Source organism: Microbacterium sp. KHB019 (assembly GCF_037285405.1).
Lineage (GTDB): Bacteria > Actinomycetota > Actinomycetes > Actinomycetales > Microbacteriaceae > Microbacterium.
Genome location: NZ_JBBDHF010000001.1, coordinates 1,102,836 through 1,117,327, shown reverse-complemented (window position 1 = coordinate 1,117,327; position 14,492 = coordinate 1,102,836). Strand labels below are relative to the sequence as shown.

Genomic DNA, 14,492 nt, shown 5'->3' with positions numbered 1-14,492 from the left:
GTGACCGCCGGCGGGTGACCCCTACCGCGTGACGCGCGGCGCCCATAGGGTCGGAGCATGGCCTCTGAACGCGTGACGCTGACGGTTTCGGATCCCGACGGGGAGCGCGACGTCGACCTGTCGAGTCCGAACAAGGTGATCTGGAAGGACTCCGGCATCACCAAGGCCGAGCTCGCGGACTACGTGCAGACCGTGGCGGAGCCGTTCCTGAACGCGAACGGTCACCGTCCGGTGTCCCTTGAGCGCTTCCGCAACGGAGTGACAGCCGGATCCGAGAGCTTCTTCTCGAAGAACCCGCCCAAGGGCACTCCCGATTTCGTCGATGCCGTGACCGTCACGTACAACAGCGGCCGGCAGCATCCGCAGATCGTGCTCAACCGCCCGAGCGCCATCGTGTGGGCCGTGCAGATGAACACGATCGTGTTCCACCCGTGGGCCTCGCTCGCCTCCGACACCGACAACCCGATCGAGCTGCGCATCGACCTCGATCCGCAGCCTGGTACCGACTTCAAGGATGCCGTCGTCGCAGCCCACGGGCTGCGTGAAGTGCTCCGTGAGGCCGACCTCGAGCCGTTCATCAAGACCAGTGGCAACCGGGGACTGCACGTGTTCTGCCCGATCACGCCTGCGCACGAGTTCCTCGACGTCCGCCATGCCGTGATCGCTGCCGGGCGCGAGCTCGAGCGCCGGATGCCGGAGCAGGTCACCATGAACTGGTGGAAGGAAGAGCGCGGCGAGCGCATCTTCATCGATTTCAATCAGGCCAACCGCGATCGGACGATGGCCGGCGCGTACAGCCCGCGTGCCCTGCCCACGGCGACGGTGTCGACTCCGGTCGAGTGGGAGGAGCTGGACGAGGTCGAGCCTGCGAGCTTCACGGTGCGCAGCATCCCGCAGCGCCTGGCCGACGTCGGCGATCCCTGGGCGCGGATGCAGGACAAGCCAGGGCGCATCGACACGCTGCTCGGCTGGTGGGAGCGCGACGTCGAGAACGGGCTCGGGGAGCTGTCGTTCCCGCCGGAGTTCCCGAAGATGCCCGGCGAGCCGCCCCGCGTGCAGCCGAGCAAGCGCGTCGCCGAGAACTGGGACGCCGAAGGCAATCGCGTCGGCGACTAGTCGAGCGCCTCTGACCCACGCGCCGCGGGAGCGTCAGGCGGTCGGCGCCCGATAGGCATCAGCGGCATCCGGGTCGGCGATGCTCTCCGGGTCGCGCCAAATGTCGACGTTCGACGTGTCGGAGCCGTCGCCGGCGAACCACAGCAGAACCGTGCCTCCGACGATCGGAGCGGTCTCCGGCGTGGTGATCGTGCGGCCCTCGGCGTGCTGTCTGCCTGAGGGCGTGTCGTAGTCCGCTGTCACGGTGAACAGCGGGGCATCCCCGCCCACCCAGGTGTTGTGGAACCGGACGTCGACGACGTCCGCACGAACGCGGGTCCCCTCTGCGTGCAGCGCGTCGACACGCGCCAGCTCCCGATCGTGGGAGCGCGCCTCGCGAACCGCGGTGCGATACCGCCGCCAGGCGAACCACGCGAACACGATAGCGATCGCGCCGGCGATGACCACGATGGCGGCTGCATCGCGAACGGCGGCGGCGAAGGTGACCGAGGCGGCGAGAGACCCGAGCGCGGAGCCGGCGAGCGATGCTGCGCTCCCTGAATCGGACAGCAGCGGCAGCCGGTCGGTCCACAGGGATGAGTAGTCGAGCACGAAGCCGAGCACGACACCGACGATCATGGTGCCGACTGCCAACCACAGCAGCGCGGTCTGGTCACGCGGCCAGACCTCGCCAGTGCCCAGCGCCACGGGGGCGAGGAAGGCGATGAACGCCCAGGCGCTCACGGCGCAGCACGCGACGATGACGGCCAGGATCACCGAGAGGACCTTCCACCCGCGCATCATGCGAGCACGTCGGCGAGGTCGTAGCCGGCGACGGTGTCGAGCTGGTCGTACGTGCACGAACGCGCTTCGCGATCGGGCCGCCAGCGCTCGAACTGCACCGTGTGACGGAAGCGCGCACCCTCGAGCTGGTCGTAGCGCACCTCGAGAACGCGCTCCGGTCGCAGCCGAACGAACGACACGTCCTTCGCACCGGTGAACCGGCTCCGCTCGCCCTCGGCCTTCATGGCCTCACCCGAGTCGTCTCGTTCGACGAGCGGGGCGAGCTCGTCGATGAGCTCTTGCCGACGCTTGTCGCTCCAGGCCGCGACGCCGCCGACCTGATGGAGGGTGCCGTCGCCGTCGTACAGACCGACGAGCAGCGATCCGACCCCCGAGCCCGACTTGTGGATGCGGTAGCCGAGCGCGACGACGTCGGCGGTGCGGGCGTGCTTGATCTTGATCAGGGTGCGCTTGCCCGGCGCGTAGGGCTGGTCGAGGGGTTTGGCGATCACCCCGTCGAGTCCTGCGCCCTCGAACTCGTCGAGCCAGCGCGTCGCCGTCGCGTGATCGGTCGTCGTGCGCGTCAGGTGCAGCGGATGCCGGGCGTCGGCGAGCAGCTCCTCGAGCCGCGCGCGGCGCGCGTGGAACGGCTCGTTCAGCAGGGACTCGTCGCCGAGGGCGAGCAGGTCGAAAGCGACGAACATCGCCGGCGTCTGCTCCGAGAGCAGCGCGATGCGCGACGCCGCCGGGTGGATGCGCTGACTCAGCGCCTCCCAGGCCAGCCGCTGCGACCCCTGCTCTCCCGTGGCGACGACGATCTCCCCGTCGAGCAGGCACGGCTGGGGGAGGATCTGCGGCAGAGCCTCCACGAGTTCGGGGAAGTAGCGCGTGAGCGGCTTGGCGCCGCGGGAGCCGATCTCGACGGTGTCGCCGTCCCATGCGATCAGGCCCCGGAACCCGTCCCACTTCGGCTCGAACAGCATCCCACCGGGTGTCTTCGCCGGGTCGGGGACGCGTGCTGCCGCCTTGGCCAGCATGGGGGCGGGGATCTCGTAGCGCATGCGACCATCTTCGCGCGCGGATGCCTCCCACCGCGAGATCGGTTGAACACGGGACGGATGGCTGGAGGATGGGGCGGGCGGCTGTCCGTTCTCGCCCGAACATCAGCCAGGTGTGCGAACGTCCAGCCGGGTGTTCCGGGCGAGGTCACGCGAACAGGTCGGCGAGCAGCTGACTGTCGTCGAGCGCGTCGAACGTGCCGGCATCCTCGAGGACGGTGCTGGCCGCGTGCCAGCCGGCCATGCCGTTCACGCCGGGCCCCGGCGGAGTGGAGGCGGATGCCAGATACACGCCGCGCACCGGTGTGCGCCACGGCCGCGTCGACAGGACGGGGCGACGCAGCGCCTGGGAGATCGTGAACGCTCCGCCGAGCACGTCGCCGCCGATCTCGGCCGGATTGATCGCCTCCCGGTCGGATGCCGGGACGGAATGCGTCGCGAGCACGCGGTCGCGGAAGCCGGGGGCGAACCGTTCGATCTGCCGGGTGATGAGCTCGGTGGCATCCAGATCGGATCCGTGGGGAACATGGATGTAGGCCCAGAGCACGGCCTTGCCCTCCGGCGCCCGGGAGTCGTCGAATACCGACGGCTGCACCGTCAGAACGTATGGCCGCTCGGACACGCGGCCGGTCGCGACGGCGTTCTCGCTCGCCCACACCTCGTCGCGGGTGCCGCCGACGTGCACGGTCGGGGACTGCGCGACCTCCTGGTTCGACCACGGGACTGGCCCGTCCAGCGCGAAGTCGACCTTCGCGGCCGCCGGGCCGTACCGGTAGCCGCGCAGCGCCCGCGCATATGACGACGGGATGCTGTCCAGCGTCAGTGCCAGCCGCGGAGACGTGTTCAGCAGCAGCACATCGCCCTGAGACGGGTCGCCCCAGTCGAGGGTGTCGAGGTCGCGCACCCGCGCGCCGGTATCGAGCGTGCCGCCGTGCGTCTGCAGGTCTGCGATCAGGGCGTCCGCGATGCGCTGGGCGCCGCCTCGCGGATACATCCAGCCGCCGGCGTGCGCTTGAGCCGCCAGCAGGAGACCGGCCGCAGCGCCGGCGAGCGACGGCAGGGGAGCATTCGCGTGGGCGAGCACGCCGGAGAGCAGCGCGGAGCCCTCGTCGGTGCGGAGAGAAGCGCGTGCGAGGGGTGTGGCCTGCTCCAGCATCCTGACGGCGTATCGGAACGCGGTCACCGGATCTCGCGGCATCCGCAGCAGCTGGTTGCCGGTGAAGTCGACGACGCCGTCGATGTGCCGGCTCAACGGCCTCAGGAGCGCGAGCCAGGCGCGCGCGTCCTGTCCGAGCGCAGCCGCCGTCCGTTCGATGTCGCGCCACGCGACACCCGCCCGGCCGCCGTCGAGCGGGTGGGCGTACGAGATCTCCGGGGTGATCCAGTCGACTTTCTCGGCAAGCCCGAACGCCCGGAAGAACGGGGAGGCGAGGGCGGCCGGATGCACGGCGGAGCACACGTCGTGGGCGAAACCGGGCAGGGTCGACGCCGTCGTGCGCAGGCCGCCGCCGGCGTTGTCCGCCGCCTCGAGCACGCGCACCTCATAGCCCGCGCGGGCGAGGGAGACGGCTGCCGCGAGCCCGTTCGGTCCGCTGCCGACGATCGTCGCGCGCCTCATGTCCCTCAGTCTTTCAGACGGTCCTCGAACGTGCGATCCTGGAGGTGATGAACGAGACCCAGGGCCCGACGCCCACCGGCACTTCCCGACCGTACCGAAATCTGTCCGACGCGCTTCGCGCGCACCGGATCGACCCGGCGAACCACGAGTTCATCACCGCGATCGTGGATGCCGTCGGCATCTCGACGCTCATCGACCGTGGCCGCTACATCGAGGCGATCCGCCGTGGCGACGGCGCACCGCTGCACATCGGTCGCACCTACACGAACGGCTTCGCCGAGGACGAGACGATCGTCGTCGGGTCGGCGCCGCTGCGTCTGCAGCCCAGCGAAGGCCGCGCACCGTACTTCTACGCGGTGCATCCCAGCGAGTTCCTGCCGGTGACGACCTCGACGAAGAAATCGACCAGAACGCCTCGTGCGACGCCTGTCTCGCCGGCGAAGCCGAAGGCGAAACCGGTCGCAGAGCGGGACTACGGGGTGTGCGACGTGTGCTTCATGGTCCGCAACGCCTCCGGCGGCTGCGGCTGCGACTGAGCCCGGCCCGGACTACTTCTCGAGCTGCGACTGCAACCGGCGCGAGATCTCCGCGATCGGCATCGCGCGGGGGAAGACCGCCACGACGACATCGTCCGCGGCATCCGCGTCGCCGTCCTGGAACACACCGTAACGGCGGCGCACATCGTCGAGCGCCGACTGCAGCACCGCCGGCGCGACGCGCTTGGTGCCGCGCAGCAGCTGGCGCAGCACGTGATTGTGGACCGCGGTGACCAGGGCGGCGAAGCCGACGGCATCCAGCGGATCGATGCCGGGGAGCGATCGGCGCAGGTAGTCGTCGAAGAGCCGTTCGTAGCGGAACACCGTCACGATCTCGCGCTCGCGCAGAGCGGGCACCTGGCGCACCACCTGGTAGCGCAGCCGCGCGAGGTCCGGATCGTGCGCGAAATGATCGAACACGTGCTGCGATGCGCGGCACACCGCCTCCCACGGGTCGGGGTGGCCCTCGGCGAGGAAGTCGCGCAGTTCGCCCAGCAGCACCTCGTGGTCGGCGAAGACCACATCCTCCTTGCCGCCGAACTGGCGGAAGAACGTCGACCGCGAGACACCGGCTGCCTTGGCGATCTGCTCGACCGAGGTCTGATCGAACCCCTGCGACTGGAACAGGTCGAGTGCGGCGGCAACGACGCCGCCCGGCATCCGCGCGGACTCATGCATAGCGAGAAGCCTAATGCCGAGTGAACGCGGCTACCGGCGGCAGGGCCGTTCAGGCAGGAGTAGTAAGCTTTGTTCCTGGTCGATATCTCGACATCGAGAGACTTTCCGCCCCCGCAGCCCAGTGAAGGAAGCACAGTGGATCTGTACGAGTACCAGGCACGAGACGTTTTCGAGAAGTACGGAGTGCCGGTCCTCGCCGGCATCGTCGCGGACACCCCCGAGGAGGTGAAAGCGGCAGCGGAGAAGCTCGGCGGCGTGGTCGTCGTCAAGGCTCAGGTCAAGACCGGAGGTCGTGGCAAGGCTGGCGGAGTCAAGGTCGCCAAGACCCCCGATGAGGCGTACGAAGCAGCCAAGGCGATCTTCGGACTGGACATCAAGGGCCACATCGTCAAGCGCGTCATGGTCGCCGCCGGCGCCCGCATCGCCGAGGAGTTCTACTTCTCCGTGCTGCTCGACCGCTCCAACCGCTCCTACCTGTCGCTGTGCAGCGTCGAGGGCGGCATGGAGATCGAAGAGCTCGCGGTCGAGCGCCCCGAGGCCCTCGCCCGCATCGAGGTCGACCCGCTGACCGGCATCGACAAGGCCAAGGCCGTCGAGATCGCCCGTGCGGCGAAGTTCCCCGAGGACCTCATCGAGAAGGTCTCGGACGTCTTCGTCAAGCTGTACGAGGTCTACAAGGGCGAGGACGCCACCCTCGTCGAGGTCAACCCGCTCGTCCGCACCGAAGAGGGCGACATCATCGCGCTCGACGGCAAGGTCACGCTCGACGAGAACGCCTCCGAGATCCGCCACCCCGAGCACGAAGAGCTCGAGGACAAGGACGCTGCCGACCCGCTCGAGGCCAAGGCCAAGAAGTCGGGCCTGAACTACGTCAAGCTCGACGGCGAGGTCGGGATCATCGGCAACGGTGCTGGCCTGGTCATGTCCACGCTCGACGTCGTCGCGTACGCGGGCGAGAACCACGGTGGCGTGAAGCCCGCCAACTTCCTCGACATCGGCGGCGGAGCATCCGCCGAGGTCATGGCGAACGGCCTCGACGTCATCCTCGGCGACCCGCAGGTGAAGTCCGTCTTCGTCAACGTCTTCGGCGGCATCACGGCGTGTGACGCCGTCGCCAACGGCATCAAGGGCGCTCTGCAGACGCTCGGCGACACGGCGTCCAAGCCGCTCGTCGTGCGCCTCGACGGCAACCGCGTCGAAGAGGGTCGCGCGATCCTCGCCGAGTACGCCCACCCGCTCGTGACTCTCGCCGCCACCATGGACGAGGGCGCCGACAAGGCCGCCGAGCTGGCGAACGCCTGACCCTTCGACGGGCTCAGGGACCGGATTTTTAAGGCAAAGGAACAAGAAGAAATGTCGATCTTCCTGAACAAGGATTCCAAGGTCATCGTCCAGGGCATCACCGGCGGTGAGGGCACCAAGCACACCGCCCTCATGCTCAAGGCCGGCACCCAGGTCGTCGGCGGCGTCAACGCCCGCAAGGCCGGCACGACCGTCTCGCACACCGACAAGGACGGCGCTCCGGTCGAGCTTCCGGTCTTCGGCTCGGTCGAAGAGGCCATGAAGGAGACCGGCGCCGACGTGTCGATCGCCTTCGTCCCCGGTGCGTTCACCAAATCCGCCATGATCGAGGCCATCGACGCCGAGATCCCGCTCCTCGTCGTCATCACCGAGGGCGTCCCCGTCGGCGACTCGGCCGAGGCATGGGCGTACGCGAAGAGCAAGGGCAACAAGACCCGCATCATCGGCCCGAACTGCCCCGGCATCATCACGCCGGACGAGGCGCTCGTCGGCATCACCCCGGCGAACATCACCGGTAAGGGCCCGATCGGACTCGTCTCGAAGTCGGGCACCCTGACCTACCAGATGATGTTCGAGCTGCGCGATCTGGGCTTCTCGACCGCCATCGGCATCGGCGGCGACCCGGTCATCGGCACGACGCACATCGACGCTCTCGAGGCGTTCGAGGCCGACCCCGAGACCAAGGCGATCGTCATGATCGGCGAGATCGGCGGCGACGCCGAGGAGCGTGCGGCCGAGTACATCAAGGCGCACGTCACCAAGCCGGTCGTCGGCTACGTCGCAGGCTTCACCGCCCCAGAGGGCAAGACCATGGGCCACGCAGGCGCCATCGTCTCCGGCTCGGCCGGTACCGCCCAGGCGAAGAAGGAGGCCCTCGAGGCCGCCGGCGTCAAGGTCGGGAAGACCCCGTCCGAGACCGCCGACCTGATGCGCGCGATCGTGGAGTCGCTGTAAGCAGGTAGACTCTCAGTGAAGGCCCCGGGCTCCACCCCGGGGCCTTCACTCGTATCCGGCCGTCGTCCGGGCCCCCAGACTGTCGAGCGGATAGCGGATGCCGGATGCCGAATCAGAAGAGGCCGGCGGCGGACTTCTCCCGGTCGAGCACCCATTCGAGGAGTGCATCGGGTCGGTTCGTGATGATGCCGTCGACACCCATCGCCGTGAGCGCCCGCCAGTCCGTCTCCGCATCCTGCGTCCAGACGAACACCCCGAGCCCGGCGCGGTGAGCGCGAGCGACTCCCCGTGCGGTCGCGGTGCGCGGGTTCACGGCGTCCGCTTCGATAGCCGTCGCCGTCGCGACGGTCGACGCGTCGAGATCCTCGGTGAGCCACCCCACCGTCAATTCGGGGGCGGCATCCGCGATGCGAGCGACAGTCTTCTGACTGAAGCTCTGGGCGACGACCGTGCTCGTGAGCCCGACCGCCTCGATCATGTCGACCGTCGTCTTGACGCCTGCCTTGCTCCATGTGCCCTTGTACTCGATGAGCACTCGCGTCCCGCTGGAGGCCGCCAGGGCGAGCACTTCGTCGAGTGTCGGGATCGGTGTCCCGGCGAACGTTTCGGAGAGCCAGGAACCGGCATCCAGCGCCCGCAGTTCGCTGATCGTCATCTCCGAGACGGCACCCGCCCCGTTCGTCGTCCGATCGACGGTGCGGTCGTGGATGACGACAGGGACGCCGTCCTTCGACAGACGGATGTCGATCTCGCAGTACTCCGCACCGCTCTCGATCGACGACACGAACGCCGGCATCGTGTTCTCCGGAGCCGCCGACGAATTGCCGCGGTGCGCGATGATCGCTCCCGCCTCGCCGGGGCCGCGCAGCACAGTGAGCGGTCGCAGGATGATCGCGTCGAGCGCCGCGAGCGAGGTCTTCGCCGCGGGAGCAGACGCAGTGGAGACCTCTGCTGCTGGACGGGAATGCGCAGGGTGGGACGCCAGCGCTTCAGCGGGCGGGGAGGAGAACGTCGCAAGGGCCAGGGACGCGGCGACGCCGATGGCTCCTGTGCTCCACAGGCGTCGACGGCGACCGCTCATGATCCGCATCCTGGCAGAGAAGCCGCCTCGAAGTCGAGACCTTTTCGTTACTTTCTTCTGACGCCGTCCAACGGAACGAAAGCGGGGCGGATGCCGCAGCATCCGCCCCGCTGATCTGCCATGGTGTGCGCGTCAGGCGACCCCGAAGGCCGCCTCGATCGGTCCGCGGGCGAAGAACAGCACGAAACCGGCCGCCACGGTCCACAGCAGCGGGTGCACGCTCTTCGCCTTGCCTCCCAGTGCCTGGACGAGCACCCAGCTGACGAAGCCCGCACCGATGCCGTTGGCGATCGAGTAGGTCAGCGGCATCACGGTGACGGTGAGGAACACCGGCAGCAGGACGCCGAAGTCGCTCAGATCGATGTGCTTGATCTGAGCCATCATCATCGCGCCGACGATCACCAGTGCGGCCGCTGCGATCTCGGTCGGGACGATCGACGTCAGGGGCGTCAGGAACATCGCGAGCAGGAACATCACGCCGGTGACGACGTTGGCGAATCCGGTGCGGGCGCCCTCGCCGATACCGGCGCCGGACTCGATGAACACCGTGTTCGACGACGATGAAGTGCCACCACCGGCGATGGCGCCGACGCCCTCGACGATCAGGGCGGACTTGATGCGGGGGAAGTCGCCCTTCGCATCGGCGAGGCCGGCCTCCTTGGCGAGTCCGGTCATCGTGCCCATGGCGTCGAAGAAGTTCGAGAAGACGAGCGTGAACACGATCATGACCAGGGCGACGACGCTGACCTTGCCGAAGTCGAATCCGAAGTCCACGGCGCCGACCAGGCTGAGGTCGGGCAGGCTCACCGGCGTACCCGTGAGCGCGGGAACCGTGAGGCTCCAGCCGCCGGGGTTGACCGAGCCGTCATCGCCGAACTGCGGACCGAGGTGCCAGATCGCCTCGACGATCACGGCCAGCACGGTGCCGGTGACCAGGCCGATGAGCAGCCCGCCCTTGACTTTGCGAGCCACGAGGATGCCGGTGATGATCAGGGTCGCCACGAACAGCAGGGTCGGAACGGTGGCGACGGAGCCGCCGATGCCGAGCCCGACGGGCGGCGATGCGCTGCCGGTAGAGGTGACGAAACCGGAGTTCACGAAGCCTATGAAGGCAATGAACAGGCCGATGCCGACCGTGATGGCGATCTTCAGCTGGAACGGCACGGCGTCGAAGATCATCTTCCGAAGGCCGGTTGCGGCCAGCAGCACGATCACCGCACCGTTGATCATCACCAGTGCCATGGCCTCGGGCCAGGTGACCTGTCCGACGACCGAGAACGCGAGGAAGGCGTTGATGCCCAGGCCCGCCGCGAACGCGAACGGCAGACGGGTGATCAGACCGAACAGGATGGTCATCACGCCGGCGGTCAGCGCGGTCGAGGCGCCGACCGCGCTGAAGCTCAGAGTGTTGCCGTCGATGTCGGCCGCGCCGGACAGGATGATCGGGTTCAGGATCACGATGTACGCCATCGTGACGAATGTGACGATGCCGCCACGGACTTCTGTGCCGATCGTCGAGCCCCGCTTGGTGATCTCGAAGAAGCGATCCAGCGCGTTCTTCGGCTCGGCGGTCTGATCGGGTGCGGACGAGGGGGCAGTTGTCATCGGGGAACCTCCTCGGGAACGATATCGTGTCTGCGCCCTCGCGCGCGCCCGCGCGGGACCGCCAGGTTCTCGTCGTAGTCTCGTTGAGACATGCAACGCCTCCTCGTCGCGATCCTCGCCGCGGTCGACGCTGCCATCGCGGCGGCAGTCGGCCTCGCCGTGCTGCTCGCACCTCTCACTCTGCTGTGGACGCTCGCGTTCGGTGCGACGGCCGATTGGGGCGGCCTGTGGCCGGCCACCGGAACGCTCTGGCAGTTCGGCCACGGCGTCCCGCTCGAGATCGCTCTGCCGGATGCCGTGGTCTCCGCCATCGGCATCGCGCCGGATGCCGCGAACTTCACGCTCTCGCTCACGCCCCTGGCGTTCCTCGTGTTCACGCTGCTGTTCGCCGGCCGCTCCGGAGTCCGGGCCGCGCGTTCGGGTGCCTGGGGTCTCGGGGTGGCTGCGGGCACTCTGACCTTCGCGGTGATCGCGGCCGCCGTCGCCGTCACGGCGGGTACGGACATCGCGAGCGTCCCGATGTGGCTGGCGATCCTGCTGCCTGCCGGCGTCTACTTCGTCGGAGCATTGTCCGGTGCCGTCGGCTACGCATGGCGCGAGGGGGATGGCGGGCTCATCGACCGCATCCATGATCGCGTAGACGGGCTCGGGCACTGGAGCGTCGTCCCCGGAGAGGTGGTCCGCGGGACCACCGTCGTCGTGGTCGCCCTCACCGGCATCGCCGGCCTCGCCGTCGCCGTCATGGTCGCCGTGCGCGGGGCGGAGATGGTCGCCCTGTTCGAGGCCGCGCGGGTGGATGCCACCGGCGCCACCGTCCTCACGCTCGGCCACCTCGCCTACCTGCCGACGCTGCTCGTGTGGGCCGTCGCGTGGCTCGCAGGCCCCGGATTCGCCGTCGGCGCCGGCACGTCGGTCTCGCCGGCCGGTACCGAGCTCGGGGTGGTCCCCGGCATCCCGATGCTCGGTCTGCTCCCAGAGAACAGCTCGATCTGGATGCTCATCGTGATCCTGCTGCCCGTCGGCGCAGGGGCGTTCGCCGGGTGGATCGTCCGATCGCGACTGGTCTGGCAGGATGCCGCCGGCCCCCTGGCTCCTCGGGTCGGCATCGCGGCCGGCATCGCGATCGCCGGAGCCGGCGTCGTCGCGATCGCCGTGGTGCTGGCATCCGGTTCGATCGGACCGGGGCGCATGGCGCAGGTCGGTCCCAATGTCGGCTGGACCGCGCTCGCCGTCGGCCTCGAGGTGCTCGTGGGCGCGGCGATCCTGCTGCTCGCTCCGCGGCACCGCGATGAGCTGGCCGAGGAGCGCACCGACCGCTGGGTCGCCGAGATGGGCACCTCGCCGACGGCCGATCCCGATGCGGTGTTCTCGTGGGCGGATGCCGGTACGGCGGACGCGCACGTCCCCGACCAGAACGACACGCAGCCCCTCGACGATCACGGCTTCCTCGGGGACGGCACCCCGACACCTCGCTAGGCGAGGCGCCCCACTAGACTGGCACCGTGCTCACGGTTGCCGTTCTCATCTCCGGCACCGGCTCGAACCTCCGCGCACTCCTGGAAGCAGCAAGCCACCCGGACTTCCCAGCGCGGATCGTCGTCGTCGGTGCAGATCGCGACGCCGAAGGACTCGCGCACGCCGAGGAATACGGCATCCCGAGCTTCACGGAGTCGTTCCGCGACTTCGAGACCCGCGACGCCTGGGGCCAGGCCGTCGCCGCGCAGCTGGACGTCTGGCAGCCCGACCTCATCGTGCTCAGCGGGCTGATGCGCCTCCTGCCGGCCGCGATCGTGGCCCGGTACACGCCTCGCATCATCAACACCCACCCGGCATACCTGCCCGAGTTCCCCGGCGCACACGGCGTCCGCGATGCGCTCGCCGCCGGCGTCACCCAGACCGGGGCCAGCGTCATCGTCGTCGACGACGGCGTCGACACCGGCCCGATCCTCGCCCAGGAGCGCATCCCGGTGCATCCGGGCGACTCTGAGGACACGCTTCACGAGCGCATCAAGCCCGTCGAGAGGCGCCTGCTCATCGACGTCGTGCGTCGCATCGCCACCGGCGACCTCGCCCTCACCCACTGACCGACCCCGCACGCCCACGCAAGAAGGAGATCATCCATGGCCGGCCCGAGCCACGACAAGTCCCTGTACCGCGACCGCGACATCGTCCCGATCAAGCGCGCACTGGTCTCGGTGAGCGACAAGACCGATCTGCTCGCGCTCGCAGCGGCTCTGGCCGATGCGGGTGTCGAGGTCGTCTCCACCGGCTCGACCGCCGCCACCATCCGCGAGGCGGGCTTCGCGGTGACGGACGTCGCTGCCGTCACCGGAGTCGCCGAGATGCTCGACGGTCGAGTGAAGACCCTGCATCCCCGCATCCACGGCGGCCTGCTCGCCGACCTGCGCCTCGAGGATCACGAGCGTCAGCTCGCCGAGCTCGGCATCTCGCCGTTCGAGCTGGTCGTCGTCAACCTGTACCCGTTCGTGGAGACCGTGCAGTCCGGCGCGACCGGGGATGACGTCGTCGAGCAGATCGACATCGGCGGCCCCGCGATGGTGCGCGCGTCCGCGAAGAACCACGCCAACGTCGCGATCGTCGTCTCACCGGAGTCGTACCCGGCGATCATCGAGTCGATCCAGAGCGGCGGCACGACGCTCACGCAGCGCCGCGAGCTCGCAGCCCGCGCGTTCGCGCACACCTCGTCGTACGACACGGCCGTCGCCGCCTGGTTCGCCGAGGGCACCCTCACCGAGGGCGGCGAGCTGCCGGAGCACCTAACGATCAAAGCCGAGCGCCTCGCGACCCTCCGCTACGGCGAGAACTCGCACCAGCGCGGAGCGATCTACAGCCGCGTCGGCGGCCATGGCATCGCCCAGGCCGTGCAACTGCAGGGCAAGGAGATGTCGTACAACAACTACGTCGATGCGGATGCCGCGCTGCGCGCCGCGTTCGACATGATCCTGCCGGCCGTGGCGATCGTGAAGCACGCGAACCCCTGCGGCATCGCGACGACGGCCCCGAACGCTCTCGACCCGATCGCCAGCGCCCACCTGCGTGCGCACGAGTGCGACCCGGTGTCGGCGTACGGCGGCGTCATCGCCACGAACGGCACCGTCACCCTGAAGATGGCCGAGAACCTCAAGGACATCTTCACCGAGGTCATCGTCGCGCCGTCGTTCGAGCCCGCTGCGCTCGAGGTCTTCAAGGCGAAGAAGAACCTGCGTCTGCTGCAGCTGCCGGACGACTGGCAGCAGGAGCGCATGGACGTGCGCCTGGTCTCGGGCGGCCTGCTGCTGCAGGACGCCGACCGGTTCCCCGATGACATCCAGTCGGTCGCCAAGGACTGGCAGCTCGTCACCGGCGAGCAGCCTGACGAGGCCGAGATGGAGAACATGATCTTCGCGTGGAAGGCCTGCCGCGCCGTGAAGTCCAACGCGATCGTGCTCGCCAAGGGCAACGCCACCGTCGGCATCGGCATGGGCCAGGTCAACCGCGTCGACTCCTGCCGCCTCGCGGTGGAGCGGGCAGGCGACCGGGCTGCCGGGTCGGTGGCGGCATCCGACGCCTTCTTCCCGTTCGCGGACGGACCGCAGGTGCTGCTCGACGCCGGCATCTCGACGATCATCCAGCCCGGCGGCTCGGTGCGCGACGACGAGGTCATCGCGGCGGCGAAGGCGGCCGGTGTGACGATGTTCTTCACGGGCGAGCGCCACTTCTTCCACTGACGCTTCGCCAGGCCACGCGAGACCCCGTCTTGTTGTCGAGACCCCGTCGTACTG

Annotated in this window: 13 protein-coding genes; 7 read left to right on the top strand and 6 right to left on the bottom strand. The window is 68.9% G+C overall.

Features of this window, described 5'->3' with window-relative positions; translation table 11 throughout:
• Nucleotides 1-57 precede the first annotated feature (57 nt).
• Entirely contained in the window at nt 58-1,116 is a 1,059-nt protein-coding gene (ligD, locus tag KHB019_RS05410; protein WP_337458249.1) for a non-homologous end-joining DNA ligase, read from the top strand.
• Between the two features lie 33 nt (nt 1,117-1,149).
• Here ligD and KHB019_RS05405 read toward each other — a convergent pair whose 3' ends face one another.
• The 3 genes from KHB019_RS05405 to KHB019_RS05395 all read right to left on the bottom strand — a co-directional run bounded on the left by KHB019_RS05405 (nt 1,150) and on the right by KHB019_RS05395 (nt 4,554).
• Nucleotides 1,150-1,899, bottom strand: coding sequence for a hypothetical protein (locus tag KHB019_RS05405; RefSeq protein ID WP_337458248.1), 750 nt, complete (start codon nt 1,897-1,899; stop codon nt 1,150-1,152).
• Entirely contained in the window at nt 1,896-2,939 is a 1,044-nt protein-coding gene (locus tag KHB019_RS05400) for an ATP-dependent DNA ligase (RefSeq protein WP_325471798.1), read from the bottom strand. The genes KHB019_RS05405 and KHB019_RS05400 overlap by 4 nt, the downstream gene beginning before the upstream one ends.
• A gap of 145 nt (nt 2,940-3,084) precedes the next feature.
• The gene (locus KHB019_RS05395) at nt 3,085-4,554 is read right to left on the bottom strand and encodes a phytoene desaturase family protein (protein WP_337458247.1); all 1,470 of its coding nucleotides are present in this window, start codon (nt 4,552-4,554) and stop codon (nt 3,085-3,087) included.
• A gap of 47 nt (nt 4,555-4,601) precedes the next feature.
• Between KHB019_RS05395 and KHB019_RS05390 the strand changes: the two genes are divergently transcribed.
• Nucleotides 4,602-5,090 carry a hypothetical protein gene (locus KHB019_RS05390; RefSeq protein WP_230101967.1) on the top strand — a complete coding sequence of 163 codons (489 nt, stop codon included), beginning with the start codon at nt 4,602-4,604 and terminating at the stop codon, nt 5,088-5,090.
• A gap of 12 nt (nt 5,091-5,102) precedes the next feature.
• Here the strand turns inward: KHB019_RS05390 and KHB019_RS05385 are convergent, their stop codons facing one another.
• Nucleotides 5,103-5,768 carry a TetR/AcrR family transcriptional regulator gene (locus tag KHB019_RS05385; protein WP_230101968.1) on the bottom strand — a complete coding sequence of 222 codons (666 nt, stop codon included), beginning with the start codon at nt 5,766-5,768 and terminating at the stop codon, nt 5,103-5,105.
• Nucleotides 5,769-5,903: 135 nt separating this feature from the next.
• Between KHB019_RS05385 and sucC the strand changes: the two genes are divergently transcribed.
• Nucleotides 5,904-7,070 (top strand): ADP-forming succinate--CoA ligase subunit beta, encoded by a 1,167-nt coding sequence (sucC, locus tag KHB019_RS05380; protein WP_230101969.1) that lies wholly within the window; start codon nt 5,904-5,906, stop codon nt 7,068-7,070.
• Between the two features lie 51 nt (nt 7,071-7,121).
• Nucleotides 7,122-8,024, top strand: a complete 903-nt coding sequence (gene sucD, locus KHB019_RS05375) for a succinate--CoA ligase subunit alpha (RefSeq protein WP_230101970.1) — start codon at nt 7,122-7,124, stop codon at nt 8,022-8,024.
• Between the two features lie 112 nt (nt 8,025-8,136).
• Here the strand turns inward: sucD and KHB019_RS05370 are convergent, their stop codons facing one another.
• Both KHB019_RS05370 and KHB019_RS05365 read right to left on the bottom strand, forming a co-directional pair.
• Complete coding sequence (locus tag KHB019_RS05370) at nt 8,137-9,105, bottom strand: glycerophosphodiester phosphodiesterase (protein WP_230101971.1); 969 nt, start codon at nt 9,103-9,105, stop codon at nt 8,137-8,139.
• Nucleotides 9,106-9,237: 132 nt separating this feature from the next.
• Nucleotides 9,238-10,710: an NCS2 family permease gene (locus tag KHB019_RS05365; protein ID WP_325471793.1), complete on the bottom strand. Its 1,473-nt coding sequence runs from the start codon at nt 10,708-10,710 to the stop codon at nt 9,238-9,240.
• Between the two features lie 90 nt (nt 10,711-10,800).
• Here KHB019_RS05365 and KHB019_RS05360 point away from each other — a divergent pair, with 90 nt between their 5' ends.
• From KHB019_RS05360 to purH, 3 genes are read left to right on the top strand one after another with little or no spacing between them, the layout of a single operon-like run.
• Nucleotides 10,801-12,186 carry a cell division protein PerM gene (locus tag KHB019_RS05360; RefSeq protein WP_325471792.1) on the top strand — a complete coding sequence of 462 codons (1,386 nt, stop codon included), beginning with the start codon at nt 10,801-10,803 and terminating at the stop codon, nt 12,184-12,186.
• A gap of 26 nt (nt 12,187-12,212) precedes the next feature.
• Nucleotides 12,213-12,794: a phosphoribosylglycinamide formyltransferase gene (purN, locus tag KHB019_RS05355; RefSeq protein ID WP_230101974.1), complete on the top strand. Its 582-nt coding sequence runs from the start codon at nt 12,213-12,215 to the stop codon at nt 12,792-12,794.
• 36 nt (nt 12,795-12,830) lie between these two features.
• Nucleotides 12,831-14,438 carry a bifunctional phosphoribosylaminoimidazolecarboxamide formyltransferase/IMP cyclohydrolase gene (gene purH / locus KHB019_RS05350; protein WP_230101975.1) on the top strand — a complete coding sequence of 536 codons (1,608 nt, stop codon included), beginning with the start codon at nt 12,831-12,833 and terminating at the stop codon, nt 14,436-14,438.
• Nucleotides 14,439-14,492: the final 54 nt, after the last annotated feature.

What these genes read in the sequence shown, in the direction of transcription:
- purH (WP_230101975.1), top strand. Translation starts at nt 12,831, where the DNA reads ATGGCCGGCCCGAGCCACGACAAGTCCCTGTACCGCGACCGCGACATC.
- KHB019_RS05395 (WP_337458247.1), bottom strand. Translation starts at nt 4,554, where the DNA reads ATGAGGCGCGCGACGATCGTCGGCAGCGGACCGAACGGGCTCGCGGCA.
- KHB019_RS05390 (WP_230101967.1), top strand. Translation starts at nt 4,602, where the DNA reads ATGAACGAGACCCAGGGCCCGACGCCCACCGGCACTTCCCGACCGTAC.
- sucD (WP_230101970.1), top strand. Translation starts at nt 7,122, where the DNA reads ATGTCGATCTTCCTGAACAAGGATTCCAAGGTCATCGTCCAGGGCATC.
- KHB019_RS05405 (WP_337458248.1), bottom strand. Translation starts at nt 1,899, where the DNA reads ATGATGCGCGGGTGGAAGGTCCTCTCGGTGATCCTGGCCGTCATCGTC.
- KHB019_RS05385 (WP_230101968.1), bottom strand. Translation starts at nt 5,768, where the DNA reads ATGCATGAGTCCGCGCGGATGCCGGGCGGCGTCGTTGCCGCCGCACTC.
- KHB019_RS05365 (WP_325471793.1), bottom strand. Translation starts at nt 10,710, where the DNA reads ATGACAACTGCCCCCTCGTCCGCACCCGATCAGACCGCCGAGCCGAAG.
- KHB019_RS05400 (WP_325471798.1), bottom strand. Translation starts at nt 2,939, where the DNA reads ATGCGCTACGAGATCCCCGCCCCCATGCTGGCCAAGGCGGCAGCACGC.
- KHB019_RS05370 (WP_230101971.1), bottom strand. Translation starts at nt 9,105, where the DNA reads ATGAGCGGTCGCCGTCGACGCCTGTGGAGCACAGGAGCCATCGGCGTC.
- KHB019_RS05360 (WP_325471792.1), top strand. Translation starts at nt 10,801, where the DNA reads ATGCAACGCCTCCTCGTCGCGATCCTCGCCGCGGTCGACGCTGCCATC.
- ligD (WP_337458249.1), top strand. Translation starts at nt 58, where the DNA reads ATGGCCTCTGAACGCGTGACGCTGACGGTTTCGGATCCCGACGGGGAG.